Annotated in this window: 27 protein-coding genes; 13 read left to right on the forward strand and 14 right to left on the reverse strand. The window is 67.7% G+C overall.

Annotated elements, in window-relative coordinates:
- The first annotated feature begins 30 nt into the window (after positions 1 to 30).
- On the forward strand, positions 31 to 618 hold the full coding sequence (locus SLQ33_RS03050) for a TetR/AcrR family transcriptional regulator (RefSeq protein ID WP_413467576.1): 588 nt from the start codon (positions 31 to 33) through the stop codon (positions 616 to 618).
- On the forward strand, positions 608 to 2,857 hold the full coding sequence (locus SLQ33_RS03055) for a molybdopterin-dependent oxidoreductase (protein ID WP_319452290.1): 2,250 nt from the start codon (positions 608 to 610) through the stop codon (positions 2,855 to 2,857). Before SLQ33_RS03050 ends, SLQ33_RS03055 begins: the two co-directional genes overlap by 11 nt.
- Here SLQ33_RS03055 and SLQ33_RS03060 read toward each other — a convergent pair.
- A complete protein-coding gene (locus tag SLQ33_RS03060) occupies positions 2,850 to 3,398 on the reverse strand; it encodes a TetR/AcrR family transcriptional regulator (protein WP_319452291.1) in 549 nt (182 codons plus the stop codon). The two genes, SLQ33_RS03055 and SLQ33_RS03060, sit on opposite strands and share 8 nt — an antisense overlap.
- Positions 3,399 to 3,470: 72 nt before the next feature.
- Here SLQ33_RS03060 and SLQ33_RS03065 point away from each other — a divergent pair, with 72 nt between their 5' ends.
- Both SLQ33_RS03065 and SLQ33_RS03070 read left to right on the forward strand, forming a co-directional pair.
- A complete protein-coding gene (locus SLQ33_RS03065; RefSeq protein WP_319452292.1) occupies positions 3,471 to 4,532 on the forward strand; it encodes a DUF2867 domain-containing protein in 1,062 nt (353 codons plus the stop codon).
- Between the two features lie 61 nt (positions 4,533 to 4,593).
- Complete coding sequence (locus SLQ33_RS03070; protein ID WP_319452293.1) at positions 4,594 to 5,826, forward strand: IS110 family transposase; 1,233 nt, start codon at positions 4,594 to 4,596, stop codon at positions 5,824 to 5,826.
- Positions 5,827 to 6,029: 203 nt separating this feature from the next.
- Here SLQ33_RS03070 and SLQ33_RS03075 read toward each other — a convergent pair whose 3' ends face one another.
- Positions 6,030 to 6,620: a hypothetical protein gene (locus tag SLQ33_RS03075; protein ID WP_319452294.1), complete on the reverse strand. Its 591-nt coding sequence runs from the start codon at positions 6,618 to 6,620 to the stop codon at positions 6,030 to 6,032.
- A 210-nt stretch (positions 6,621 to 6,830) separates the two neighbouring features.
- On the opposite strand from SLQ33_RS03075, the gene SLQ33_RS03080 reads away from it, so the two are divergent.
- Complete coding sequence (locus SLQ33_RS03080; RefSeq protein WP_319452295.1) at positions 6,831 to 8,099, forward strand: cytochrome P450; 1,269 nt, start codon at positions 6,831 to 6,833, stop codon at positions 8,097 to 8,099.
- On the opposite strand, the gene SLQ33_RS03085 is transcribed toward SLQ33_RS03080, so the two are convergent.
- Entirely contained in the window at positions 8,096 to 8,401 is a 306-nt protein-coding gene (locus tag SLQ33_RS03085; protein WP_319452296.1) for a hypothetical protein, read from the reverse strand. The two genes, SLQ33_RS03080 and SLQ33_RS03085, sit on opposite strands and share 4 nt — an antisense overlap.
- 161 nt (positions 8,402 to 8,562) lie before the next feature.
- On the opposite strand from SLQ33_RS03085, the gene SLQ33_RS03090 reads away from it, so the two are divergent.
- From SLQ33_RS03090 to SLQ33_RS03100, 3 genes are read left to right on the forward strand one after another with little or no spacing between them, the layout of a single operon-like run.
- Complete coding sequence (locus SLQ33_RS03090) at positions 8,563 to 9,297, forward strand: helix-turn-helix transcriptional regulator (RefSeq protein WP_319452553.1); 735 nt, start codon at positions 8,563 to 8,565, stop codon at positions 9,295 to 9,297.
- 56 nt (positions 9,298 to 9,353) lie between these two features.
- Positions 9,354 to 10,076 carry a FadR/GntR family transcriptional regulator gene (locus SLQ33_RS03095; RefSeq protein ID WP_319452297.1) on the forward strand — a complete coding sequence of 241 codons (723 nt, stop codon included), beginning with the start codon at positions 9,354 to 9,356 and terminating at the stop codon, positions 10,074 to 10,076.
- Positions 10,073 to 10,780 (forward strand): sterol desaturase family protein, encoded by a 708-nt coding sequence (locus SLQ33_RS03100; protein ID WP_319452298.1) that lies wholly within the window; start codon positions 10,073 to 10,075, stop codon positions 10,778 to 10,780. The genes SLQ33_RS03095 and SLQ33_RS03100 overlap by 4 nt, the downstream gene beginning before the upstream one ends.
- On the opposite strand, the gene SLQ33_RS03105 is transcribed toward SLQ33_RS03100, so the two are convergent.
- From SLQ33_RS03105 to SLQ33_RS03115, 3 genes are all read right to left on the reverse strand, one after another.
- Positions 10,764 to 11,498 (reverse strand): L,D-transpeptidase, encoded by a 735-nt coding sequence (locus SLQ33_RS03105; protein WP_413467577.1) that lies wholly within the window; start codon positions 11,496 to 11,498, stop codon positions 10,764 to 10,766. The two genes, SLQ33_RS03100 and SLQ33_RS03105, sit on opposite strands and share 17 nt — an antisense overlap.
- A gap of 65 nt (positions 11,499 to 11,563) precedes the next feature.
- On the reverse strand, positions 11,564 to 12,205 hold the full coding sequence (locus tag SLQ33_RS03110; protein ID WP_319452299.1) for a Pr6Pr family membrane protein: 642 nt from the start codon (positions 12,203 to 12,205) through the stop codon (positions 11,564 to 11,566).
- Positions 12,177 to 13,466, reverse strand: coding sequence for a hypothetical protein (locus tag SLQ33_RS03115; RefSeq protein ID WP_319452300.1), 1,290 nt, complete (start codon positions 13,464 to 13,466; stop codon positions 12,177 to 12,179). The genes SLQ33_RS03110 and SLQ33_RS03115 overlap by 29 nt, the downstream gene beginning before the upstream one ends.
- Before the next feature lie 255 nt (positions 13,467 to 13,721).
- Here SLQ33_RS03115 and SLQ33_RS03120 point away from each other — a divergent pair, with 255 nt between their 5' ends.
- Positions 13,722 to 13,952 carry a hypothetical protein gene (locus SLQ33_RS03120; RefSeq protein ID WP_319452301.1) on the forward strand — a complete coding sequence of 77 codons (231 nt, stop codon included), beginning with the start codon at positions 13,722 to 13,724 and terminating at the stop codon, positions 13,950 to 13,952.
- A 10-nt stretch (positions 13,953 to 13,962) separates the two neighbouring features.
- Here SLQ33_RS03120 and SLQ33_RS03125 read toward each other — a convergent pair whose 3' ends face one another.
- Both SLQ33_RS03125 and SLQ33_RS03130 read right to left on the reverse strand, forming a co-directional pair.
- Positions 13,963 to 14,910, reverse strand: a complete 948-nt coding sequence (locus tag SLQ33_RS03125; RefSeq protein ID WP_319452302.1) for a threonine/serine dehydratase — start codon at positions 14,908 to 14,910, stop codon at positions 13,963 to 13,965.
- Between the two features lies 1 nt (position 14,911).
- Positions 14,912 to 15,766, reverse strand: a complete 855-nt coding sequence (locus SLQ33_RS03130) for a hypothetical protein (RefSeq protein WP_319452303.1) — start codon at positions 15,764 to 15,766, stop codon at positions 14,912 to 14,914.
- 24 nt (positions 15,767 to 15,790) lie between these two features.
- Between SLQ33_RS03130 and SLQ33_RS03135 the strand changes: the two genes are divergently transcribed.
- The 3 genes from SLQ33_RS03135 to SLQ33_RS03145 are packed head-to-tail and all read left to right on the forward strand — an operon-like array spanning position 15,791 to position 17,695.
- A complete protein-coding gene (locus tag SLQ33_RS03135; protein WP_319452304.1) occupies positions 15,791 to 16,258 on the forward strand; it encodes a thioesterase family protein in 468 nt (155 codons plus the stop codon).
- Positions 16,255 to 17,313, forward strand: coding sequence for an agmatinase (gene speB, locus SLQ33_RS03140; RefSeq protein WP_319452305.1), 1,059 nt, complete (start codon positions 16,255 to 16,257; stop codon positions 17,311 to 17,313). The genes SLQ33_RS03135 and speB overlap by 4 nt, the downstream gene beginning before the upstream one ends.
- A gap of 4 nt (positions 17,314 to 17,317) precedes the next feature.
- Positions 17,318 to 17,695, forward strand: coding sequence for a DUF393 domain-containing protein (locus SLQ33_RS03145; protein ID WP_319452306.1), 378 nt, complete (start codon positions 17,318 to 17,320; stop codon positions 17,693 to 17,695).
- A 4-nt stretch (positions 17,696 to 17,699) separates the two neighbouring features.
- Here the strand turns inward: SLQ33_RS03145 and SLQ33_RS03150 are convergent, their stop codons facing one another.
- The 6 genes from SLQ33_RS03150 to SLQ33_RS03175 form a co-directional block, all read right to left on the reverse strand.
- A complete protein-coding gene (locus tag SLQ33_RS03150) occupies positions 17,700 to 18,200 on the reverse strand; it encodes a hypothetical protein (RefSeq protein WP_319452307.1) in 501 nt (166 codons plus the stop codon).
- Positions 18,201 to 18,283: 83 nt separating this feature from the next.
- Entirely contained in the window at positions 18,284 to 19,168 is an 885-nt protein-coding gene (locus SLQ33_RS03155) for a cyclopropane mycolic acid synthase family methyltransferase (RefSeq protein WP_319452308.1), read from the reverse strand.
- A 274-nt stretch (positions 19,169 to 19,442) separates the two neighbouring features.
- Complete coding sequence (locus tag SLQ33_RS03160; protein ID WP_319452309.1) at positions 19,443 to 20,294, reverse strand: cytochrome c biogenesis CcdA family protein; 852 nt, start codon at positions 20,292 to 20,294, stop codon at positions 19,443 to 19,445.
- Positions 20,295 to 20,307: 13 nt separating this feature from the next.
- The gene (locus SLQ33_RS03165) at positions 20,308 to 20,814 is read right to left on the reverse strand and encodes a redoxin domain-containing protein (protein WP_319452310.1); all 507 of its coding nucleotides are present in this window, start codon (positions 20,812 to 20,814) and stop codon (positions 20,308 to 20,310) included.
- Positions 20,815 to 20,929: 115 nt separating this feature from the next.
- Positions 20,930 to 21,808 carry a TIGR03854 family LLM class F420-dependent oxidoreductase gene (locus SLQ33_RS03170; protein WP_319452311.1) on the reverse strand — a complete coding sequence of 293 codons (879 nt, stop codon included), beginning with the start codon at positions 21,806 to 21,808 and terminating at the stop codon, positions 20,930 to 20,932.
- Positions 21,805 to 22,575, reverse strand: coding sequence for a class I SAM-dependent methyltransferase (locus SLQ33_RS03175; RefSeq protein WP_319452312.1), 771 nt, complete (start codon positions 22,573 to 22,575; stop codon positions 21,805 to 21,807). Before SLQ33_RS03175 ends, SLQ33_RS03170 begins: the two co-directional genes overlap by 4 nt.
- Positions 22,576 to 22,700: 125 nt before the next feature.
- On the opposite strand from SLQ33_RS03175, the gene SLQ33_RS03180 reads away from it, so the two are divergent.
- Positions 22,701 to 23,867 (forward strand): serine hydrolase domain-containing protein, encoded by a 1,167-nt coding sequence (locus SLQ33_RS03180; protein WP_319452555.1) that lies wholly within the window; start codon positions 22,701 to 22,703, stop codon positions 23,865 to 23,867.
- Positions 23,868 to 23,882 lie beyond the last annotated feature (15 nt).

The raw sequence follows: 23,882 nt of genomic DNA on the forward strand, positions 1-23,882 counted from the left end.
TCTGTTTGGCGGCCTTGACGGCTATGTATGATGCTCTACATAGTGCCGACGCCCCGCGAACGAATGGTCATCTCGACCGCGCTGCTCATCAGAGAACGCGGCGCACACTCGACGGCCATCTCCGACGTCCTCGAACACAGCGGCGCGCCACGCGGTTCCGCGTATCACTACTTCCCCGGCGGTCGCACACAGCTCCTGTGCGAAGCCGTCGACTACGCGGCCGAGTACACCGCGGCCCGGGTGGCCAAGGCGGCCGACAGTCTGGCCGCCGTCGACGTCATCATGGACGGCTTTCGTGCGCAGTTGATCGAGTCCGACTACCGCGCGGGCTGCCCGGTCGTGGCCGTGGCCGTAGAGGCGGACAACCAGCCCGTGATCGACAGGGCCGCAGCGGCATTCACCCGCTGGACCGAACTCATCGCCCAGCGGCTCGAGAGCGACGGAGTCACCGGCGAGCGCGCCGAGGAACTGGCCATGTTGCTGATGACGTCGATCGAGGGCGCCATCGTCGTCGCACGCACCGCACGCGACCCGAAGCCGATCGACCTCGTCCACCGACAACTGCGCGCCATCGTGGCGGCGGCAACCGAGCACGGGAGCACTCGCGATGACCGATGAGCACGACGACTGGCACTCGACGGCCTGCATCCTCTGTGAATGCAACTGCGGCATCGTGGTTCAACTCGACGACCGCAAGATCGCCAAGATCCGCGGCGACAAGGCGCATCCCGCGTCGCAGGGTTACACCTGCAACAAGGCGTTGCGGCTCGACCACTACCAGAACAACCGCAACCGGCTGACCTCTCCCCTGCGGCGACGCGACGACGGCACCTACGAGGAGATCGACTGGGACACGGCGATTTCCGAGATCGCCGAGCGGTTCATGGCCATTCGCGACGAGCATGGTGGCGACAAGGTCTTCTACTACGGCGGTGGAGGCCAGGGCAACCACCTGGGCGGTGCGTACAGCGGCGCGTTCCTCAAGGCGCTCGGTTCGCGATACCGGTCCAACGCGCTCGCCCAGGAGAAGACGGGCGAGTACTGGGTCGACGCCCAGTTCTACGGTGGCCACACGCGTGGGGAGTTCGAGCACGCCGAGGTCTCGGTGTTCATCGGCAAGAACCCGTGGATGTCGCAGAGCTTCCCGCGCGCCCGCGTCGTGCTCAACGACATCGCCAAGGACCCCGCCAGGTCGATGATCGTCATCGATCCGGTGATCACGGACACCGCCAAGCTCGCCGACTTTCACCTGCGGGTCCGGCCCGGCACCGACGCTTGGTGCCTCGCGGCGATGGCGGCGGTACTCGTGCAGGAGGACAGGTGCGACGAGGAGTTCCTCGCCGCACACGTCACCGGTGTGGACGGCGTCGTGGCCATGCTGCGGGAGGTCCCGATCTCCGACTACGCGCGGCACTGCGGCGTCGACGAGGGGCTGCTGCGCGCCGCGGCACGCCGAATCGCGAGCGCGGAGAGCGTTTCCGTCTTCGAGGACCTCGGCATTCAGCAAGCGCCGCACAGCACTTTGTGCTCATACCTGAACAAGTTGCTCTGGATCCTCACCGGAAACTTCGCGAAACGCGGTGCCCAGCACCTACATTCGTCGTTCGCGCCGCTGTTCAGCGTCGGCGGGGTCGGACGTACGCCCGTCACCGGAGCGCCGATCATCGCTGGCCTGGTGCCGTCCAACGTCGTGCCCGAAGAGATCCTGACCACCCATCCCGACCGGTTCCGGGCGATGATCGTCGAGAGCAGCAACCCGGCGCATTCGGTGGCCGACTCCGCGCGGGTGCGCGAGGCACTTCGCGCACTGGACCTCCTCGTGGTCATCGACGTGGCGATGACCGAGACGGCGCGGTTGGCGCACTACGTGCTGCCCGCCGCGAGTCAGTTCGAGAAGCCCGAGGCCACCTTCTTCAACCTCGAGTTCCCGCACAACACCTTCCACCTTCGCCATCCGCTCCTCGAACCGCTGCCCGGCACGCTGGCCGAACCGGAGATCTGGGCGCGGCTAGTGCGCGCGCTCGGTGTCGTCGACGACGAGGACCTCCGCCCGCTGCGCCACGCGGCGCGCGAGGGGCTCGATGCCTATGCGATGGCGTTCCTCACCGCAGTCAGCGCGAATCCCGCTCTGGGCCGGGTGCTTCCGTTCGTGCTGTACGAGACACTTGGCCCGACGATGCCCGACGGGCTGGCCGGGGCGGCGGCCTTGTGGGGACTCGCCCAGAAGGCGGCGATGGCGTATCCGGACGCCGTCCGCCGGGCTGGCCATGCCGATGGCAACGCGCTGTTCGAGGCGATCCTGACGGGTCGCTCGGGGGTGACCTTCACCGTGCACGAATACGCCGATGACTTCGCCCTCATCACGCACGCGGACCGCAAGATCGCACTCGACATTCCCGAAATGCTCCAGGAGGCAATGGCCTTGGCCGGCGACCGAACGGAGTTCACAAGCACGGAGTTCCCGCTGGTGCTCTCGGCGGGTGAGCGGCGCGCCTACACGGCCAACGACATCCTTCGCGATCCGTCGTGGCGCAAGCGCGACCAGGACGGCGCACTGCGCATCAGCGTGGAGGATGCGGCCGCCATCGGCGTCGAAGACGGTGACCGGGTGCGCATCACGACCGCGGCGGGCTACGCCGAGGCCGGTGTCGAGGTCAGCGACGCGATGCAGCCCGGCCACGTGTCACTGCCCAACGGGTTCGGCGTCGATCACGTCGAGGCGGACGGGCGGGCGGTCGTGCCTGGGGTTGCGCCGAACGAGCTGACCTCGACGCAGTGGCGCGACGCGTTCGCAGGTACGCCGTGGCACAAGCACGTCCCCGCCCGGATCGAGCCGGTGCCGGTCGCGGTCAGCTGAAGAGCCGCTGCGCGGCGCGCTGCATCACGTCGAGGCGGCTACGGCCGGGATGGTCGGCGGCGATGAAGTGATCGCCGATGAGCAACGAAAAAGCTAGTAGGGCAATGGCTTCCACGTCGTCGGGATCGTCGCACAGTTCGGCGAGGAGCGTCCGCAGGTAGTCCATTCTCCGGTTGTCGACGCGCCGCAGCCTGGCCGCGACTTCTGCGTCGTGGCGGGCCCAGTTCCGGATGGCCAGGTCGACGGGCATCAGCTCGTCGGAGAACGTCAGCAGACCGGCCTTGGTGGCCTTGGTGCGGGCGTCGCCGCCTTCGCGTTCCACGCGGTCGAGTACCTCGTCGGTGCTCCTGGTCTCCCACGTGTCGAGGAGCGCGTCGAGCAGCGCCCGCTTGCCGTCGAATTGGTGATAGAAGCCGCCCCTCGTCACGCCTAGCGTCTGCGCCAGCACGTCGACGCGGACCGCGTCCGGTCCCCCGTCGGCCAGCGCCGCCAACCCAGCATCGATCCACGCCGCTCGCGTGGTCCGGGTTGGGGCGGGCATCGGTTCTCCCTTGGTGGGGGCGGCTCGTGGACGGCCATTGACAATACGACCGAAGCATACATACAGTAGTGTATGGTTCAAGCGACGACACTCCCCAAGCGTGAACACACCCGGATGCCGTGGCGAATTCACGCCATTGCCAACGACTTCCGCGTCGAGGACGTCTGGGCACTTCCGACGCCCGGCGGCCCGGGTGACTTCGACCGGCTGCTCCAGCTGATGGAGTCCTTCGACCCGGCGCAGTCCTCCCCCGTCGTCGGGGCGCTGTTCGCGATTCGGTGGCGACTGGGCAGCCTGCTGGGCCTGGACCGCGCCGACACGGGGTTGGGCACGCGCGTCGCGTCACTGCGCGACCGGCTACCGGATGACCTTCGGACCGACGGCGACCTCGCCATGCGGGACGACCAACCGTTCCGCCTCGTGTACGCGACCGATCGCGAGGCGGCGCTGGAGATCGCCAACGAGACGATGCACGGCGTGCTGCACCTCGGTTGGGTGGCCGATGGCACCGGCGGCTACCGAGGCCAGATGGCGGTGCTCGTCAAGCCGAACGGATTGCGGGGCCGCGCCTACATGGCCGCGATCGCCCCGTTCCGCCACCGCCTCGTCTACCCGATGATGCTGCGGACCATCGGGCGACTGTGGCGGTCCAGTGCCCGGCAGGTGACGGTGCCGGAGGGCGTGCGGGAATCGAGCACGCTGTCGAGGGTCGACTACGCCGACGCCTTCCTCGTCGACCCAAGCGCACATCCGGACTGGACGGCCAGGCGCTGGGCCGAGGCGGTGCTCGACGAAGCGCCTGAGGCGATGCGCGCGCGCCTATCGGCAGGCTGGGTGGCACTTGGCCTGAAGAACGCAGATGACGCCCACGAGACGGTGCTCGGATGGGAGGTGCGGCGCAGTTCCGCCGACACCGTTCTGCTCGGACGGGACTCGCGGATCGGGATGCCCGGCGAGCTGCTGTTCGCACTACGCCCGGAAGGGCTGCTATTCGCGACGTTCGTGCATCACCGCACGCTCGCCACGCACGCGGTGTGGGCGGCGGTGGAACGCACGCACGTGCGCACGGTGCTCGAGCTTCTGCAGCGGGCGACGGCCGCCGATCTCACGGAGTCGGCGGGAGCGGCGGGCTGATAGGCCATGAGTAGTGGCTGGACGGATTCTCTATGGAGGTCCGGTTCAGAGGAGGCTGCTTATGTCGGTGTTGGGGATTGCGCTTGATCCGTCGACGGTGATCGTCGCCGTAGATCCAGGTAAGGCATTCAATCGGGTGTGGATCAGTGACGGCTCGGGGATGCTCGCTGATCCGATGTCGTTGGCCGTCTCGCGAGAAGGCGTTTGCCAGCTGGAGCTGGCGCTGAACAAGCATGGTCCAGATGCGCCGGTGATCGCGATCGAGGCGACGGGCAGTCTGCACCGGCCGTGGGTGACCGAACTGGAACGTCGCCATCCTGGTTCGGTACGGCTGTTCGCTCCGTCGGAGACGAAATCGGCTCGTATTCAGCTGGGTTCGGGCCGGTTCAAGACCGATGATCGTGACTGCGCGGCCTTGACGTACATGGCGCGTCAAGGTGGCGGTCGGCGCTACGGCGAGCAGTCGTCGGTGGAGGCGCTGCGTGCCGCAGTGCGGCATCGTCGTGGGTTGGTCGCTGACCGCAAGGTCGCTCAGCAGCGGTTGCACGACCAGCTCAATGCGCTGTGTCCTGGATTGTCGGCGCCGGCTGGTCATGGGCGCTCCCTGGCGGTGGAAACCCCGACTGGTCTGGCTGTGCTGGCGTGCGCTGCGGCATTCTCGGGACGGGCACCGCAACTGCGGTCGCTGATGTGCCGGGCCCCGGGGCGGTTGACGGCTACTACCGCCGAGTACTGGCTGCAGCGGTGGCGCACCTGTCTGCCGCCGCCGGCAGACGCCGACCAACGCGCTCGGTGGCTGGCGCGCGATCTGGACCGCTATCGCCGTCTGCGCGACGATATCGAGGCCATCGACCTCGAAGTCATGGCATCGCTCGCCGACACCGACGGCCAGATCCTGACGACACTGCCCGGTGTCGCCGCGATCCGCGCGGCGGCATTCGCCGCCCACAGCCTTCCCATCGAACGCTTCCCTGATGCCGAACATCTGTACTCGGCAACGGGTTTGGCCCCGGCGCTCTATCAGTCGGCGACGCTCAATCGGCGCGGTCGTATCTCCCGTCAGGGCCTGGCCGAGCACCGCGACGCTCTGATGGGCATTGCCTGGGGACTCTCGCAGTGCTCAACATCGTTCGTTGAACGAAATGCCGAACTGCGGGCCCGTGGGATGGCACCCATGCAGGCACGGGTAGCCCTGGCTCGCCATGCCTGCCGGCTGGCCTTCCGGCTACTGCGAACTCAACAACCTTTCGATGAACAGCGCTATCGTCGAGGAAGGCTCGGTCGCGAGCGGTGACGGCCATCAGGGCTATGCCGCACGACGGCGCAACCTAGCTTGCCGCCCGCTCGCGCTGGGCCGCCTACGGCGCACATGAAAGCCTGCCGACTCAACGGCGACTATCAGCCTGCCGAACCACCACGGCCCAAAGCCAGACCTCGCGATCAACTCTTCATCGCGCACGAACCGAGGCCAACACCCCGGGCGATGGCGGCTGACAATCAACCACCTTGACTAACCGCGGGAAAGCTAGCGGGCGGCAGCCACGGAAGCGCTGGGGCAGGCGGCGGTGGCGGAGGTGCCAACGCGGGGTCGACGGGTGCGGTGGGCACGTTCGGGCCGGGCGCCTGATCCGGGTACGGCGTGTTCATGCCGCGCTGTGCGAGGCCCATGATCAGCGCTTCCTTGCCGCTGATCTCCTGGTTCTGCACGGCATGCCACAAGTCCTTGAGGTAGCTCGTGTTTGGACCTTCGTTGCCCATGACGCTGGGGTCCATCGTCGCGCCTGGGGGCAGTGCGTCGGGGCTGGCGAGGTGCGGAATGCCATTGGGAGGCGGCGTGGGCACCGCGCCTGCCGCCAGCGGGTCGGCTGCGTCGGGTGCGACGGGTACGTCGGGTGCCGGCGGCGGAGCCACGCCGTTGAGCTGCGCCAACGGGCCAGGAGGGGGCGGCACGACGATGGGACCAGGAGGCGGCGGAGGTACGGGCGGCACGGGATCTGCGGACGCCGACGACGCGACGAAAAGCGCAACGGCGGGTGCAGATGCGCCAACGATGAACGTGGTCAGAAACCTGCGGATGTCGACTGTCAACGCGGTGGCCTCTCCGTGTTACTCCAGGGACTCATGGTACCGCTGGGTCAATCTGTGTTCATTAGAGTTTCGTTACAGATCGCGAAACGGGAACAGGTTCCACTTGGGACTTCAGCAGAGTTTCTCCAACCGGCTCCTTGCAGCCTGGCTGTGGTGTACCAATGCTTTTGAAGCCACTAGACCACGTCGTCATGAGGAGTACCTCAGCCCATGTCACACAGCGCGCAGACGCCCAATCTCCCCCACGGATTCGACTTCACCGATCCCGACATCTACGCCGAACGCCTTCCGGTCGAGGAGTTGGCCGAAATGCGCAAGGTCGCACCGATCTGGTGGAACGAGCAGGCGTTGGACAAGGGCGGCTTCGGTGACGGCGGCTACTGGGTCGTCACCAAGCACAAGGACGTCAAGGAGGTGTCGCGGCGCAGCGACGTCTTCTCCAGCCAGGAGAAGACCGCCCTGCCGCGCTACGCCGAGGGTGCGTCGCGCGACCAGATCAACTCCAGCCGGGGCATCGTGCTGCTCAACATGGACGCACCGCACCACACCCATTTGCGCAAGATCATCTCGCGGGCCTTCACCCCGCGTGCCATCGAGACGCTGCGTGTCGACCTCGCCGCTCGCGCCCGCGACATCGCCGCCAAGGCCGCGGCTGAGGGTTCCGGTGACTTCGTCGAGCAGGTGTCCTGCGAACTCCCGCTACAAGCGATTGCCGGCCTGATGGGTGTGCCGCAGGATGAGCGCAAGAAGCTCTTCCACTGGTCCAATCAGCTTGTCGGCGACCAGGATCCGGAGTTCGCCTCCAACGACGGGATGACCGCTTCGGTCGAACTGATCACCTACGGCATGCAGATGGCAGCCGAACGCACCAAGAACCCAACGGACGACCTGGTCACCAAGCTCATTCAGGCCGACGTCGAGGGGCACAAGCTCACCGACGACGAGTTCGGCTTCTTCGTCATGATCCTGGCGGTGGCAGGCAATGAGACCACCCGCAACTCGATCACCCAGGGCATGATGGCCTTCACCGAATTCCCCGACCAGTGGGAGCTGTTCAAGCGGGAGCGTCCCGGTACGGCGGCCGACGAGATCGTCCGTTGGGCCACCCCGGTCACGTCATTCCAGCGCACTGCGCTCGAGGACACCGAACTGTCGGGCGTACAGATCAAGAAGGGCCAACGCGTCGTCATGATGTACCGCGCCGCGAACTTCGACGAGGACGTCTTCGACGACCCGTATACCTTCAACATCCTGCGCGACCCCAACCCGCACGTCGGTTTCGGCGGCACAGGTGCGCATTACTGCATCGGCACCAGCCTGGCTCGGATGACCATCGACCTGATGTTCAATGCCATCGCCGACGCGATGCCCGACATCACTTCGCTGGCCAAGCCGGAGCGGCTACGGTCCGGCTGGCTCAACGGCATCAAACACTGGCAGGTCGACTACACGGGCGCGGCAGCCGGCCAACCGGCTTAGCTCCGCTTGTAGTCGATGATCGACCGCCAGTAGTCCTCGGGTATCTCGGCGCCGGTGCGCAGCACCATGGCCAATCCCGTCGCCATCGCGATGCCCAGCAGCCCCAGCCACAGTCCGGCCAGAGCGATGACCACCCACAACGCGGTGGTGAGGCCCGGCCACGGTGACACGATCGCAAGCGCGGGGGCGAAGAAGAACCCGAGGCCGACGTACCAGGCGGATCCGGTCCGGTCCGACTTCAGCACGAACGTCAGCCACCGCGGGATCTCCGGCGTGGCCTGCGCTCGCTGACGGGACTCCATCGTCGCCTCCTCGGGTCGCCGGAACTCTCCGGACCACTCAAGCGTGCACCTAAGAGGTAAGCGAGCCAATTACCTGGCAGGTAGTGGATCGGCGCGGCCGGCTGCGCAAGACTGAGCCGGTGACCAGCGTGCACACCCAACACCCGCCGTTCGGCTCGTTGATGAAGCACTGGCGTCAGCGGCGCCGCCTATCGCAACTCGACCTGGCCAACGAGGCCGACGTGTCGTCGCGCCACGTCAGCTTCATCGAGACCGGGAGGTCCGCGCCCAGCCGGGCCATGGTGCTGCGGCTCGCCGCGGCGCTCGACGTGCCGCTGCGCGAGCGCAATCAGCTGTTGATGGCCGCGGGGCTGGCGCCGGTCTACGCCGAACGGTCGCTCGACGACCCGGACATGGCGCCAGTGCGCGACGGCGTCGCCGCGGTGCTGAAGGCCTACGAGCCGTTTCCGTGTCTGGCCGTCGACAGGGGCTGGAACATCGTTGCGGCAAACTCCGGCGCGGGTGTGATGTTGCAGGGTGTCGCCTCGCACCTGCTGGACCCACCCAACGCGCTGCGCATCTCGCTGCACCCGGAGGGGTTGGCGCCGCGCATCCGCAACCTCGGGCAGTGGCGCCATCACGTGATCGGCCGGCTGCGCCGAGAGGTCGTGGTCAGCGGGTCTGTCGAGCTTGCCGCACTGTTGGCCGAAATCGATTCCTACCCAGGTGGATTCGACGACGGCACCGACCTCGGTGGCGTGGTGGTACCCCTCGAGTTGGACGGTCCGGACGGAAGCGTGCTGACGTTCCTGTCCACGGTGACGACGTTCGGCACCGCACTCGACCTGACGGCAGCCGAGTTGAGCATCGAGGCCTTTCTGCCCGCCGACGAGCAGACCGCGGCCGCGCTGCGCTGAGTCGGCAACTGGTAAGACCACTTGACCTCTGACCGTCAGCCTGCCATCGTTGGGTCATGGCGCTGCAACCGGTCAACCGTCGCTCGGTACCCGAGGACGTCTTCGAACAGATCGTCTCGGAGGTACTCAGCGGGGACATGCGACCTGGTGAGGCACTGCCAAGCGAGCGGCGACTCGCCGAGGTGCTCGGCGTGTCGCGCCCTGCCGTGCGTGAGGCGCTCAAGCGGCTGATCGCCGCCGGACTGGTCGAGGTACGCCAAGGTGACGCCACGACCGTGCGCGACTTCCGTCGCCACGCCGGCCTCGACCTGCTCCCCCGGCTGCTGCTGCGCGACGGCCAGGTCGACGTCGCGGTGGTGCGCAGCATTCTGGAGACGCGGTTGCACAATGGCCCGAAGGTCGCCGAACTCGCCGCGCGAAGGGCCGGTTCCGGCGCCGCCGACGCACTCGATACCACCGTCGAGGAGTTGGCCAGCGCGGACGACGCCGTCGAACGCCAGCGGCACGCCCTGACCTTCTGGGACCAGGTGGTCGACGGCGCCGACTCGATCGCCTTCCGGCTGATGTACAACACCCTGCGCGCCACCTACGAGCCCGCGCTCGACGCCCTCGCCGTCATGATGGCCGACGAGGTCGGCCGTCCCGACGCCTACCGTCGCGTCGCCCAGGCGATCCGCTCGGGTGATCCCGAACTCGCCGAACGCGCGGCCCGCGAGCTTCTCGAACCCGCCACCACCGCGCTGCTGACGGCGCTCGACGCCCTGGAGGACAACGCATGACTGCCACACCGACGAGCGCTCGCGCGAGGAGCCAACGGGTGGTGACTCGCGGGGATCGGCGCGACTTCACGCTTTCCGACGCGCTGCGCGAGTTCCTCCGGCACCCATCCCCGTGGATGATCGGGACCGCGCTGGTCGTATCGCTGACGGCCAGGGTCGTCGTCGGAGGCTGGCAGCTGACCGACCTGCTGGTGCCCGTCGCGATGCTCGCGGTGTTCCCCTTCTTCGAGTGGATCGTGCACGTCTTCGTGTTGCATTGGCGGCCAAAGCGATTGGGCGCGGTGACCATCGACCCGCTGCTCGCGCGCAAGCACCGCGAACACCACGTCAACCCGCGCGAGGTTCCGCTGATCTTCATTCCGTGGCGCGCGCTGCTGTGGGTGATACCGGTCTCGGTCGCGATCGCGTTGTTCGCCTTCCCGCGCACCGGACTCGGCCTGACCTACCTGGTGTTCGTGACGGTGCTCGGCCTGGGCTACGAGTGGTGCCACTACCTGATCCACAGCGACTACAAGCCGAAATCCGCGCTGTACCGGTCAGTGTGGACGAATCACCGTCAACACCACTACCGCAACGAGCACTACTGGTTCACCGTGACGACGTCGGGAACCGCCGACCGGGTGCTCGGCACCTATGCCGAACCCAGCTCGGTGGCGGTGTCACCGACGGCGAAGAACCTTCACGCGGTCACGCCTGCACGATGATCGGGTCACCGATGCTCACGGTGTCGTAGTACCAGGCAGCGTTGTCGGGGCTCAGGTTGATGCAACCGTGGCTGACATTCGAATTACCTTGCGACGCAACAGACCACGGAGCGCCGTGCACGTACACCCCGCCCCACGTGACGCGAACGGCGTTGTACACGGTGAGCTTGTAGCCGTCGGGGTCACTGAGCGGAATCCCGATCGTGCGGGAGTCCATGATCACCGGCGACTGCTTCTCAAGGGCGGTGAACGAGCCGATCGGCGTGGGGTTCCTGGACTTCCCCATCGACGCGGGCATCTCGCGAGCCACCTGCCCGTCGATGCTCACCGTGAACGTGTGCGCGTCGAGATCGGCGACCCCCACCACCGCGGCACCGGTCTCGAAGTCGGTCTTGAACCCGCCAACGGACATCGAGATCGTCGAGTGCGCAGGCCAGAAGCCGGACGGCGTCCACTGCACCGTTCGGTCGTCGAGCCAGGCGAAACTACCCGATGGGCTCCGCGCCGAGGTGAATTCGATCGAGCGCTCGGTGCCCGCACGGTCGACGACGGGCCTCGCGAACGTCACCGTGACCGGCATGCCGACGCCGACGACGTGGCCGTCGCCTGGCGAAACGTTCGCGACGGAGAGTGCACCGGGCGTCGCGGCGAGACCGGGTGTTACCGATCCCATCGAGAGCAGCGCTGCCACTGCCCCTACTGCCAGCACGAACCGCATAGCTCTTGGCAAGTGTCCATCCTTCACGCTCGGGTTTGGATACATGCTAATTCGGTTTGTCGCCGCTACGCGTTAGCCCGCGACACGCGCGTCAAGGCCAGGAGCGCGTAACCGAGCCCAAGGATGCCGATGGCGAGCAAACCGAGGTTCGCCACCACCGTGGCGATTCCGACGCTCGCGGGGTCGAGGAAGTAGTACGGCGCCCGCCGGCCCACCCGATTCAGCACCACGAGCGCCACCAGGCCGTAGGCGGCTGGATACGCGAGCCAGGCGAACGGTTGCCACCACCGCAGCACCGCGGAGCCGCTAGCGCCGAGCAGCCAGTCGGCGACGGCCAACACGGGCACGACGACGTGCAACAACAGGTTGGCCGTGGTGTAACCCATGCTGTGCCCGGTCAGGAACAGGTTCCAGATCACGCCTGCCACGACGACGTAGAGCACGACCGCGCCGCGCAGGCCGACGCGGTTCTCCGCCCGCGGTGACAGCAAGGCCCACGTGTAGTACGCCGCCGCGAGCAGATTCGCCTGGTAGGTGAAGGTCACCAGCCGCCACGAAACCCCGGAACGCGAGGTGAGTTCGACCGCCACCACGGCGACCACCACCGAGGTCACCAGCGCGACGCGCAGCGCCGTCCGAAACGCGTTGCGGCCCCGCGAAGTCGAGAGGTCCGGCCCGCTACTGGACAGGTGGCACCGGTGGCACATCGCCGGGAAGGATCGGCGGCGCGGGCTCGATCGGTGGGGCTAGCTCGGCCGGATCGGGATCGTTGACACCCCGGATCCGATCCATGATGCGCGAGCGAATCGACGGCTTCTTCGTAGGCAGCGGCACGGTGTACGCGGGCGGAGCGACTGCGGGCGGCGGGGCCGCGGGACCCGGCAGGGTTGCGGGATCCGGGGGCAGCGCGGCGTCGGGTGAGGGCGCCTCTTCGAGGTACGGCCCTTCGGCGGGCACGTCGGCGGCGGGTGCTTCGACGTCGACCGGCGGCGCCTCGGGCGGCGGAGCAACGGGGGCGGCGGGCGGCGGCGCGGGAATGACGGGTGCGGCGCGGCGCTCCGACTGGCGCACCGCGGGGGCAGCGGGGGCTTCGGGCGCCTCGACGGTACCCGCGGGGGCGACTGAACCCGACTGTTCGCGCGGGCCCAGTTGGAGGCTGATCGCGACCGACACCGACACGACGAAGGTCAGCACCCCGGCCACCAGCATCGTGAGTGCGCCCACCTGCGCAAGGGGGCGGCGTTGCGCCCTGGTCCGGGGCGCACGGGCGGTGGTCACCGGTGAATGGACGAAGGCGGCGAACGGAAGGTCGGAAGCGGAGGTCGATGCCAGCGCAGCGCCGCGGGCCAGCGCGAGTTCGGCCTCTGCCGGGCAGAACACCGGGACCGAAAGGGCCTCCTCGAGCTCCGGCCGGAATTCATCGAAGCCGCCAGCCGACCCGACGACCACCAACGCCTCCGGCTGCCAGTCGGCCTTGGTGAAGACCGTGCTCAGCCAGCTGATGAGGCTTTCCTCGGTGTCGATCGCGTGGTTGAACGCCGTCTGCACCGCACCGTCGCCGGTGTGGACGATCAGCGCGATCACCGTCTCCGGCTCGATCACGCACACCGCAGTGGTCTCGTAGCCGATGACGTCGGCCATGCCGCGCGCGAGGGCTTCGGTGGCCTCCGGGAGGCGAATGGGAACGATGTCGAAGCCCGACTCCGACAGCGATCGGATGAGCTGCGACGCCTGGTCGCCTGCGTCCTCGCTCCAGGTCAGGCCGATGGAGTGAAGGCGGACTCCGCGGGTGGCGGCGATGGCCTCGGTCCGAAGCACCGCCGCGGTGGCCTGCTCGGAGGTGTGGACGGCCCCGTGCTCGACATCGAATGCGTCGCGGTCCATGGTGGCGCCGTCGGCGTCGGAACCTTCGACGAGGACCAGCCCGAAGGACGTGGGAGTCACCGACAAGCCGAGCACTGCGTCCACATACACCCCTTCGCACGGACGAGGGACCACGCACATACACCCGAGCGCACCAGCTGGCATTCTCCGACGCGCGGTCAGCGTGGCATCCACCTTTCGGGTGACCCTACCCGGCGAACACGCCGTGGGCTCGCCGGGGCGGGTCACCCGCCGGTTGCCAGCTCCGGTTGGCCTTGGCCGATTTGTGACCTGTCGTAAACCGATTTCGGCCTGCGCCGGCGGGATGATCGAGGGGTCGGAACGGCGAAGGAGCATCTCATGGTGGCAACCGCACCCCTGCTTGACGTCGGGGTTCACGCACCTGCCCGAGTCAACACCGATGGGATCGTGGCCGTGCACAACCTCGGATTCGGCCGTTCGACGGCCTCCTGCTCGTGCGGATGGGCGGGCCGACGCAGGCATCTCAAGGCCGCCGCCGAGCAGGACGCCTGGGAGCACTCGATGCGGGATGGCTGCGACGTGTCCTGCCCGCTGGTGCTCGCCTGGTAGCGCGAATCCGCTAGCCGCTCAGTATCTCCCGCAGCAACGCAGGCTCGATGTTCCCGCCGGACAGGATCAGCACCGTCGGCCCCGGCGGTAGCGCCGCGTTGCGATAGGCGGCTAGCGTGACCGCCCCGCTGGGTTCGGCGACCAGCCGAGCCTTGAGCGCGAGTTCGCGTACGGCATCGCGAATCTGGTTTTCGGACACCGTGATCAGCTCGTCGAGTACCCGTTGCAGGTGTGCGAACGTGAGCTCGGACGGCTGCGACCGCAGGCCGTCGGCGATGGTGCGGTTGCGGTCGGCGATGGGCCAGTCGACGCGATGACCGACCCGCAACGACTCCACCGTGTCCGCCGCCAACTCCGGCTCGACGCCGTAAACCCTTGCCCGCGGACACAAGGCCTTGATCGCAGTGCCGATGCCGGAGGCCAGCCCGCCGCCGCTGACCGGGACCAGGACGTTGGCGACGTCGGGCAGCTCGTCTGCGATCTCGAGGCCGATCGTGCCCTGTCCCGCGATGACGTCGGGATGGTCGAAGGGCGGCACCAGCACGCCGCCCGTCCGGGCCACCACTTCGTCGGCGACCCGCTCGCGCTGCCCGGCCGCACACAGCACGACTTCGGCACCGTGGGCGCGAGTGGCCGCGACCTTGATCCCAGGCGTCTCCTCGGGCATGACGATCCAGGCGGGCACGCCGAACTTCGCAGCCGCGTAGGCGACGGCCTGGGCGTGATTGCCGCTTGAGTAGGCGACCACTCCCCTTGCCCTGGTGTCCTCGTCGAGTCGCCCGATCGCGTTGAACGCGCCGCGCACCTTGAACGCGCCGATGGCCTGGAGGCTCTCCGGTTTGATCCAGACCTGTCGTTGCGGGTCGGCCCACGGCGCGGGCACTAGTGGTGTGCGCACCACCGACCCGTTGATGCGCTGCGCCGCGGCGCGGATGTCGTCGACCGTGACGAGTTCCACGCTATTTCCGCCGGGCCGTGAAGCTGCTGGAGTTCGACGCCGCCACTTCGAAGCCCCGCACCGCAAGCAGCCCGGTGAAGAACTCCGCGCTCAGCTCGGGCTTCAGGCGAGCGCCGTTCTCCCGACAGAACACCCGGGCCTGCGGCAGCGTCACCGCGGGCGGACCGTCCGGCGGTGGGGCGAAGGCGATGGTGCTGCCGTCCGCCGTGACCGACGAGTACTGGTACTCGAGCAGCGGTTCCCAGCTGTCGCGCAGTCGGACCATCACGGAGCCATCCGCCTCGACGCGGAATTCGGCGCCCCGCTTGAGCAGTGGAACGAGATTGATCCACACCATGATCAACCCGGGGATGAGCAGCAGGAAGAGCGCGTAGGCGTGGGTCTTCTCCAGTTCACCGTCGAAACCGCCCCGGGTCATCGTCTCGACGATCCAGCCCTCGATGAAGATCGCGATGTCGTGCGCCACCTCGCCGAACGTGGCGCGCCCCGTCGCCAAGTCGTACACCGCGGCGCCCGCGCCGCCAACGCCGCCGATGGTCAGCACGGTTCCGAAAAGCAGCAGGCCCCAGCTGGTGCGGGATACGAACGTGCCGAGCAGATGCGCGGGTTTGGTCAGTTCGACCTTCGGTCCGCCCAGCGGCCTGGCCATGCACCAGATGCTGAACCCGATCGCCGCGGCGAGTGCGAGCCATTCGAGCCCGGAGAAGTAGACGGTCTGCGACTTCCACACCGCCACGCCGAGGAACGTCAGCCACAGCACCCAGCGCACGGCGCGCTGCCAACCGGTCAGCCTGCGCTCGCTCGTCTCCTCGGGCTGTTGCCGTGCGCGTGAGGAGCCAGGCTCAAGGGAGCTCACGCACAGGATCCTAAGGTGTCCGACATGAACCAACCCGCGAGCGAACCGTTCGCACTGCCGATCGTGCCGCGCTATGCCGAGGTCGATCAGCAGGGCGTGGTGTTCAACGGTCACTACCTCACCTGGTTCGACGAGGGGTCGACCGCCTTCTTCGACCACATCGGCCTTCCGTATCCGGTGCTGGTGTCGTGGTGTCTCGACGTTCAGGTGGTGCACGCGGAACTCGACTACCTCGCGTCGGTGCGGTGGCGGGACGCGGTCCGCGTTGCGGTCGTGTGCGAGTCGGCGGGGACGACGAGCTTCACCCTGCGATTCGAGGTGCTGCGCCGCGGCGACGACGGGACCGAGGAGACGGCAGTGCGCGGGCGAAACGTGTACGTCGTCGTATCGACCGAGGACTGGACGAAGCGAGCGCTTCCCGACGCGTTCCGCGCTGCACTCACTTCCGTTGCGGGTCAAGGGCGGCCGATCGACGGTACTGTCAGTCCATGAGCCACCAGCACGACCACGGTCCGCAGCGCGACCTACCGCCAGGCATGGCTGAGCAGCTCGATCTGCCGTATTCGGGAATGGTGTCCTTCGGGCATCGACCGTTCCTCACCGAACCCGAGCAGCTCGACTCCTGGCGGCCGGACGTCGCGATCGTGGGCGCGCCGTTCGACGTGGCAACCACCAACCGCCCGGGAGCCCGCTTCGGGCCGCGGGCGATCCGGGCCACCGCGTACGAGCCGGGGACCTACCACATGGATCTCGGACTGGAGATCTTCGACTGGCTCGAAGTAGTCGACTTCGGCGACGCGTTCTGTCCGCACGGGCAGACCGAGGTGTCGCACGCCAACATCAAGGAACGGGTGGCGACCGTCGCGTCGCGCGGCATCGTGCCCGTCGTGCTCGGCGGGGACCACTCGATCACGTGGCCGTCCGCGACCGCGGTGGCGGACGTGCACGGCTACGGCAACGTCGGCATCGTCCACTTCGACGCCCACGCCGACACCGCGGACATCATCGACGGGAACCTGGCCAGCCACGGCACACCGATGCGGCGGCTGATCGAGTCCGGCGCGGTGCCGGGTACGCACTTCGTTCAGGTCGGACTGCGCGGCTACTGGCCGCCGCAGGACACGTTCGAGTGGATGCTCGAGCAGGGCATGGTGTGGCACACCATGCAGGAGATCTGGGAGCGGGGCTTCAAGGCCGTGATGGTCGACGCCGTCGGTGAAGCGCTGGCCAAGGCCGACAAGCTCTACCTTTCAGTCGACATCGACGTGCTCGACCCGGCTCATGCGCCCGGCACGGGAACGCCGGAACCCGGCGGGATCACGAGCGTCGACCTGCTGCGCATGGTCCGTCAACTCTGCTACGAGCACGACGTCGCCGGCGTCGACGTCGTGGAGGTGGCACCTGCCTACGATCACGCCGAACTGACGGTCAACGCCGCGCACCGCGTCGTGTTCGAGGCGCTCGCGGGCATGGCGGCCAGGCGCAGGGATGCGGCGGGTGGTGTCATGGGGCCTCCCGGGCGGCCACCGGTTCCGGGAGGACAATGAAGTCATGAGCGGTGTCCTGTACTTCGACGGAGTGTGCGGAATGTGCACGCGGGCGCGCAACATCCTGGTGCGACTGGATCGGACCGGTGCTCTCGACACCAGACCCTTTCAGGAGGCGACCGCGGCCGAACGGCTCGGCCTCGACCCCTCGCGAATGCTTGAGTCCGCATGGTGGCTGGACTCGTCCGGAGCTGTGTACGGCGGAGCCGAGGCCGTCAATGCCGCGCTGTCTGCCGCGTTGGGTACTCGGCTGCCGCTCTTCGTCTACCGGGTCCCAGGCATCGGGGCACTTCAGGAGCTCGCGTACCGCTGGGTCGCCACGCACCGCTACCGCTTCCCCGGCACCACCCCGTACTGCGAATCACACCCGGTCGCCTGCTGACCGCTCACTTGGGTGCGCGCAGCCGATCGGTGAGCTCGATCCAAGCCGGGTCGTCGGCGCGGTGGTCGCTGACCACCCGGCATTCTCCGGTGACGCCCATCGTCGCGACGTCGGTGCGCTCGGTGTTGCGGTAGAAGACCGCCGTCAAGCCTGCTCGGGTCAGCTTCCTGCCGAAGTGCTCGGCGTGGGAGTCGACATTCGTCCAGCCGAGCCCGACCATCGCCGATGCGACGCCGTCCAGGTAGCTGACCGAATTACCTTGTGGCACAGTGAAAGTCATTTGGAAGGTGGCTTGGTAGGGCGGGCCGTCGGCGGTGTTGCACGAGCGGAAGGCGTAGCCACCCGCGGGATTGCGCAGCCCGGCGGCGTCGGTGAGCTCCAGCACCGCGTCGATCACCTCGGCGCTGGCCCGTTCGTCGGTCAACGGATTCGCCGGATGGGCTCGGGCGTCGGTGGCGCGGGATCGCGAGTGATTGACCACCAGCACGACCACGCCCAGCGTCAAGGCCAGGACCAAGGCCGCGGCCAGCAGGCTCCTCGCCCCGGAGGTTCGGAGCCAGGTCGGTGGCGGGCGGTTGGACGCTCTGGTCAGCCCTTCTTCAGGGTGAACTGAGCGATGTCGGTGTAGCCGTCGCGGAAGAGTTCGGCGCAGCCGGTCAGATACTTCATGTACCGGTCGTAGACCTCTTGGGACTGGACCGCGAGGGCTTCGTCCTTGCGAGCTTCGAGGGTCGCTGCCCAGATGTCGAGTGTGCGCGCGTAGTGCAGCCGCAGCGGCTGGACCTTGGTGACCTCGAAGCCGGCCTCCCGGGCATGGTCCTCGAGGTTCGCCGCGTACGGCAACTCACCGCCCGGGAAGATCTCGTCCATGATGAACTTGAAGAACTTGAGCTTCGTCATGGTCAGCGGCAGGCCGCGGGCCTCGATCTGCTCGCCGCTGGGCTTCATGATGGTGTGCACCATCATCACGCCTTCGGGGGGCAGCGCCGCGTAGGCGAACTTGAAGAAGTCGTCCCAGCGGGCGCGGCCGAAGTGCTCGAACGCGCCGATCGAGACGATCCGGTCGACCTGTTCGTCGAACTGCTCCCAACCCTCCAGCAGTACCCGCTTGTCCCGAGGGCTGTCGGACTTGGCGAACAGTTCCGTGACGTGGGCGTGCTGGTTCTCGCTCAGCGTGAGGCCGACGACGTTGACGTCGTACTTCTCGAGTGCCCGGTTGAGGGTCGCGCCCCAGCCGCAGCCGACGTCGAGCAGGGTCATTCCCGGTTCGAGTCCGAGCTTGCCCAGCGACAGGTCGATCTTGGCGAGTTGGGCTTCTTCGAGCGTCATGTCGTCGCGCTCGAAGAAGGCGCAGCTGTAGGTCTGGGTGGGATCCAGGAAGAGCCGGAAGAACTCGTCGGACAGGTCGTAGTGGGCCTGCACGTCCTCGAAGTTCGGCTTCAGCTGCTGTGTGTCGCTGGTTGTGTCGGGCAAGTCGTAGCCTTTGGCGTTCGGTGATGAGATGGACTGAGGCTCCACACGGGCTGGAGAGCCGACCCCGTACGTCTGCGCAGTTTACGCACAGTACCCGAATTCTGACCGCTACAGCGAATCGATCCGGGGCTGCGCAGGGGTGTGTCACCAACCCGTAATCGGCCCTTGGCGTGCAGGCCAACCCCTTCCTTGTGCCATGTTGCTGAAACTCCTGGGAAATTGCTGAGCAGCGATTTGCTAGCGCTCGATCGGGCGAGGAAAGCCGGCATGGCGATCACTTCCGCACCCTGGCAGCCAGGCTGGTCCACGTCAGCGCCGCAACCGTCAACGCCCCGAGTGCGATCACCCACGGCCAGGGCCCGTTGGCGTGAACCCAGCCGGCCAGCGTGCCTTGAATCCGCGCGGCGACGGCGATGAGCGGGTCATCGGGATTCGCCACGGGTGAGCTCAGTCGGAGTTCGTACCACCCGTAGTAGCCCACGTACGCCCCGACGACCACGAGCAGGGCGCCGCTGATCCGGTTGAGGTGCGGTGCGATCCGCCGGAGCCGGTCGACCAACGCAGAACTCGCCAGCGCGGCGGCCAGTGACAGGGTGCCCACGATCAACGTGAACCCACCGGCATACGCGAGCAGGGCGGCCGCCCCACCCGAGGACTGGGCGGCGCCGATCCCCGTGACGGCGAGGAAAGGCCCGATCGTGCACGACAACGACGCAAGCGCGTAACCGAGCCCATAGAGGAACATCGACCCGAGTCGGGTTGTCGGTGCCCAACGGGTGCTGCCGGCCAAGGGATTTCGAATCGGCGATGCGACGTTGCGGCCGGACAGTAACCACACGCCGAGCGCGACGAGCGCCACCCCGATCGCCAATGTCACGTACGGCAGGTGACGTTGCAGGGTGTTGGCGGCGGATGTCGTGAGCAGTCCGAAGACACCGAACACCGTGACGAAGCCGACCGCCATCGCCGCGGTGGCGGTCAGCGCGCGACCGAGCGCGGACACCTTGCCGGTCGCCTCATCGCGCACGACGAGGGTCAGATACGCGGGCAACATGGCGAACCCGCACGGATTCAGCGCGGCGACGAGGCCGGCGGCGAAGGCGAGCGCAAGGACGTCCGACCGCACGGGGGCGCCGCCCCTACCCGCTCAGGGCGGCCACGCGGTCGGCCAGCTCCTGTTGCGACATGGCCGAAGTCGGGTTGTTCACGAACGTCGACGACCCGTCCGCGCGATAGAACACGTACGCGGGCTGCCACGGCACGTTGTACCTCGCCCAGATCGAGCCGTCGGCGTCGTCGAGGTTGGTGAACCGCAGGTTGTACTTGTCCACGAAGTTCTGCATGGCGCCGACGTCGGAGCGGGCCGCCACGCCGACGAACGTCACGCCGGGATTGGCGGCGGCGACGGCACTCACGGCCGGTGCCTCGGCGTTGCAGAACGGACACCACGGCGTCCAGAACCAGAGCACGGCAGGTTTGCCGGCGAGGCTGGATCCGTTGAACGGGGCCCCTGCGAGCGTGGTTCCGGTGAACTGCATGCGGTCGTCGGCGAGCGCGGTGGGCGGATTGCTGCACACCAGTGCGGCGAGCACCGCAACGATCGCGACGAAGAACGTCGCCCTCGATCCAACTCCGTGACGTGTCATGAGTGGGGCCTCCCTCTGGGTCGTCCGGCACCGGCGGCTGACGGCTCGAACTCGCGCCAGTACACACTCGTCACACGACGGCGGGGGCCGAACGGTTCACCGCGTCGGGGCGGCGTCAGTTCTCCCTTGGCAACAGTTCGGCGGCGAACCGCTGCGTGAACATCGGGAGGTCGGCTGAGCCGGCCGGCCGCACCACGAACTTGGTCAGCCCGGCGGCTACGTACTCGTCGATCTTGCGGTGCAATGCGTCCCAACCGTCGGCCACGAGTTCGCGTGCGTCGACGTCGGGCCGTCGTCGCCGTACGGCGGCCACCAAGTCGTCGGTCAGCCCGTCCTCGCTCACCGCGAGGTTGATGCCGAAGTGGTCGGGCTCGATGGCGCGGCCCGCGTCGGCGGCGGCCTGCTCGATCGCCTCCCGCCCACGGCGCGCTTCGGCGGGGGTCAGGAAGCTGCCCAGCCAACCGTCGGCGAAGCGGCCGATGCGCTCGAATGCGGCCGGCGCGGAACCGCCGAGCCAGATGTCGAGCGGCTTGGCGGGCCGGGGTGCCACGGCGGCCGACGTCACGGTGAAGAAGTCGCCAGAGAACGCCCCGTCCGTTTCGAGGCTGGCTCTCAGCAGGCGAAGCGACTCGTCGAACACCGCGGCGCGCCTGCCGTCGGGCACCGGAAAGAGCTCGCGTTCGGCCACGATGGCCGACCGAAGGCCGAACACGGGGAGCACGCGACGCGGCGCGAGCGCGGCCAGCGACGCGAGTTGCTTGGCGACCAGGACGGGATGGCGTCCCGGCAGCACCACCACCGAGGTCCCGACCTTCAGCCGCCGGGTGCGGGCCAGCGCGTAGGCCATGCCGACGATCGGGTCGACGGCCTTGGCGTACACCAACTCCGACAACCAGAGCGAGTCGATGCCCAGCTGCTCGAGTCGGTCGACGAGGTCACCCAACTCGTCGGGCCCGGTATCTGCGCCGAGGCCGACGCCGAATCGGATCTTCATCGGCGCAGCACCGCCCGCAGCTGGGTGAAGCGGAACAGGCCCGGCCGACCGGCGATGGGTTCGTAGGCGCTGACTTCGTCGGACACGAAGCGGGACCGTTCGGACTCCGGCAGCCGGTCCGTCCACGCGGTCGAGCCGACGGCGCACCAGCGTTCGAAGACCTCCCGCGAGCCGAAGTCCCATTCCCGGTCGACGACGGTGACGTCCTCGACCGTGAGGCCGGCCGATGCGACGAGGTCGCCGAAGCGATTCGGGTCCACGTGCACGAACGGGGCGGTGAAACCGTCGAACCAGGTTGCCCAGGACGGGCTTTGACACACCGACATCGCGGTGGACTCGAGGCTGGGCCGCGCCCCGCCGCACACCATCTGAATCGTCACCAGCCCGCCCGGCTTGACCACCGCGGCGACCTGGCGCAACGCGTCGGCCTGCTGGGGCACCCAGTGGAGTGCGTTGAATGACACCGCAGCGTCGAAGTACTGGGCGAACGGCAGTCGGCGGGCGTCGGCGACGACGAACCACGGCCCGGAGGCGGTCGGGACGGTCGAGGTGTGCGCCGCGGCGATCATGCGCCGCGATGCGTCCACGCCCACCGCCCCTCCTCTGGGTACCAGGTCGGCGATCGTGCGCGTGAGAAACCCGTCGCCGCAACCGATGTCGAGTACCCAGTCATCGGGTGAGAATGCGAGCGTCGCCATCGCCTCGGTGATCATCGTTCGCTGCAGCCCGCTGACCTCGGCGTAGTCGCGTCCACTCCAATCGGTCACTCCGACAGTTAACGCCATAGCCCTTCCCGTCGCGCTGCGCTCCCCCGATAATGAAGCTCCATCGCCACTAACTCCACGACGGGGAGCCCATGACGCTGTCAGTCCGATGGCGTGCGGTGGTGGCCATGGCCGCCGCGGCACTCGTCGTCAGCGCGTGCGCGGGCGAGCCGGGCTCCCCCGGTGAATCGGGTGCCCCTCCCGTGCACGAACTCGATCCGGCCGTCGCCCAGCGGCTCGACACCGCCATCAACGACACGATGAAGGCGACCAACGTGCCTGGCGTGATCGTCGGACTCTGGGGGCCGGACGGTCAGTACATCCGCGCCTTCGGCGTCGCGGACAAGACCACCGGTGCTCCGATGAAGCCCGACTTCTACCACCGAATCGGCAGTGTTACGAAGACGTTCACGGTGACGGCGGTGCTACAGCTGGTGGACCAGGGCAAGCTCGGGCTCGACGATCCGATTTCCAAGTACGTCGACGGAGTTCCCCAGGGCGACGAGATCACGCTGCGTCAACTGGCCAGGATGCAGAGCGGCCTGCACAACTACAGCGCGGTCGAGGAGTTTCAGATGGCCATGTACCGCGATCCGCGGGTTCCTTTCACGCCGCGCCAGCTGGTGGACTTCGCGTTCTCCGAACCCAACGACTTCGCGCCAGGACAGGGTTTCGAGTATTCGAACACCAACACGGTGTTGTTGGGCATGACGGTGGAGAAAGTCACCGGCCAGAGCCTGGCCGACTACGTGCGCGAGCACATCGTCGATCCACTGAAGTTGAGCCACACCAGCTTTCCTGGCGACAACGCGTTTCCCGAGCCGCACGCACAGGGCTACACGGAGGGCGCGGACGGCAATGAGGTCGTTGCGACTGACTGGAACCCATCGTGGGGGTGGGCGGCGGGCGCGATGATCTCGACGCTGGACGACATGCACCTATGGGCCGACGCGCTGGCCGAAGGGACGCTGCTCGACCCCGACACGCAGAAGCAACGGCTCGACACCGTCACCGCCCCGCCGCTACCGCCCCAGGATGGGTACGGCTTGGGCATCTTCGACCTGGCCGGGTGGATCGGGCACAACGGCAGCCTGCCGGGTTATCAGACGGTGGCAGCCCACCTCGCCCCGCGTGACATGACGATGGTCATCATGAGCAACACCGACATCCCCGCCGCTGGTGCTGAGCCCAGCACTGCGCTGGCGAACGCGATAACCAAGGTGGTGTCACCCGAGGCCGTCTATACGCTCAGCCCCGAGGTGCAGGCACCCCCAACGACCACCCGACCTCGCTGAATCCCTCCGATCGAA

The sequence above is a fragment of the Mycobacterium sp. RTGN6 genome (genome assembly GCF_033804605.1).
Taxonomy (GTDB): domain Bacteria; phylum Actinomycetota; class Actinomycetes; order Mycobacteriales; family Mycobacteriaceae; genus Mycobacterium.